Raw genomic sequence first — 1,566 nt, 5'->3', positions numbered from 1 at the left:
CCGATAATCTTGCATTATCGTTTCTAATGTCCGCCAGGAGCGTTATCCCGAAAATGGTGGCAATTTTCGCCTCAAGCGCGTTCCGCCACCCTTCGGCTGACCGGATCCGTCCCACGTTGCCGAGAGAAATGGCGCAGGCAAATCATGGTGCCGGGTCCGCCCTATGCCGGATGAAATTTTTGAGGTGATTTCGACCTGAGCCCGCCCTGCCGTCTAGGCTTGCGATCGACCGCCCAGCTCAGCCTTCCATACGAGCCTTCTAGCGGGGTGAGCCAACACCGACGAAGAAAGGACAGCCATGACGCTCCAAACCCAACACACACCCATCACCCAGCTTCGCCTGCTGGCGGAAAAGGCCTTGCTCGAAAAGGCGGACCAGGATCGCGCCTTTGCCGATCTGCTGAAAACCAATCCCCATAGCGCGATGAAGGCGCTATTCGGGGCCGATCCGATCCCGGACCACCGGATCCAGGTGATCGAGGAGCAACCGGGCGAGATCGTGCTGGTGCTGCCGCACGCCATCGACGAAAGCGAGTTACCAGACGCCCTGCTGGATCTCGCCTCAGGCGGCGTGTCCTACGATGCCTATGCTTGGTGGAAGAAGGCCTGCCCCGCAACCGGCAGCGACGTGCCCGCGCCGCTGGACTGGGGTTGAAACCCCAATCATCCGCCATCCCCCACACTCTACCAAACCAACGAAGAAACTATGGCCATGAATACCAATCTCCTTCATCCAGACGTCCTGGCGCAAGTGCGAACCCATATCGAAGCCCAGGCCCTGGAAAAGGCAGGCGCTGACCCGTCATTCCGCGACCTCCTCAAAACTGATCCTCATGGCGCGCTGAAGACGCTTCTGGGCATCAACCCCATTCCGGGTTTCAAGATCTCCGTGGTGGAGGAACAGGTCGGCGAGGTGGTCCTTGTCCTGCCGCACAATCTCGTCATCGACGAGCTTCCGGATGAATTGCTGGATCTGGCCTCCGGCGGCGGCGGCTTTGCAGGCCCCAACGGCAATCGAGGTCAGCTTTGCCCCAGTGCCTCGACGCCCTCCGCGGCCAAGCGTCAGCCATGATCCGCCTGACGGCCGGCCATATGTGACGCCGAGTGTCACGGCGCCGGCCGCCCTTTGGCGCTGGAGCAAGCCACTCGCCTTCACCTAGCCGCGATCTCTGAGATAGATCATCCGGGAGCGTTTTGCGGCTGGCGGATGGATGTCCTGGCAGTTGCCGCATAACAGTTCGTCGCGCGCCCATATCCCATTTGCCAATGATGCATGCGCCATGCAATATCGCAGGCGATGCGATTTTGCGCCGTCCGCCGGTACCAGGCAGCGACAGGTGAGAGTTCTGTTCGAGCAGTTCAATAACAAAGCTGCGATGCGGCTCCAGAATTCGTTTGCGATAACCACCCATCTTCGACGAACGAACCGATCCCGTCGCCCTGTATCGCTGCGACCACTTCACCACCGACGAGACAGCGACGCCAAAACGTCCAGCGACTGCACGACTACTTTCGCCGTTTAAAACGGCTGCAACAACACGCTCACGCAGATCATTTGACAACGGT

General features: G+C 59.8%; 2 protein-coding genes and 1 pseudogene. 2 read left to right on the top strand and 1 reads right to left on the bottom strand.

Annotated features, from left to right (window positions below; all coding sequences use genetic code 11):
* Positions 1-298: 298 nt before the first annotated feature.
* The gene (locus tag B9A97_RS30325) at positions 299-655 is read left to right on the top strand and encodes a hypothetical protein (protein ID WP_084369330.1); all 357 of its coding nucleotides are present in this window, start codon (positions 299-301) and stop codon (positions 653-655) included.
* Positions 656-712: 57 nt separating this feature from the next.
* Positions 713-1,072: a hypothetical protein gene (locus tag B9A97_RS30320; RefSeq protein ID WP_084369331.1), complete on the top strand. Its 360-nt coding sequence runs from the start codon at positions 713-715 to the stop codon at positions 1,070-1,072.
* A 256-nt stretch (positions 1,073-1,328) separates the two neighbouring features.
* Here the strand turns inward: B9A97_RS30320 and B9A97_RS30315 are convergent.
* Positions 1,329-1,566, bottom strand: a pseudogene (locus tag B9A97_RS30315) (helix-turn-helix domain-containing protein); the annotation flags it as partial.

Origin of the sequence: Rhizobium sp. RU36D, from assembly GCF_900176345.1 — a bacterium.
Taxonomy (GTDB): Bacteria; Pseudomonadota; Alphaproteobacteria; order Rhizobiales; family Rhizobiaceae; genus Allorhizobium.
This window is presented reverse-complemented; position numbering and strand designations above follow the sequence as displayed.

Excerpts from the sequence above, each read along its gene's own strand:
- B9A97_RS30320 (WP_084369331.1), top strand. The coding sequence starts at position 713 with ATGAATACCAATCTCCTTCATCCAGACGTCCTGGCGCAAGTGCGAACC.
- B9A97_RS30325 (WP_084369330.1), top strand. The coding sequence starts at position 299 with ATGACGCTCCAAACCCAACACACACCCATCACCCAGCTTCGCCTGCTG.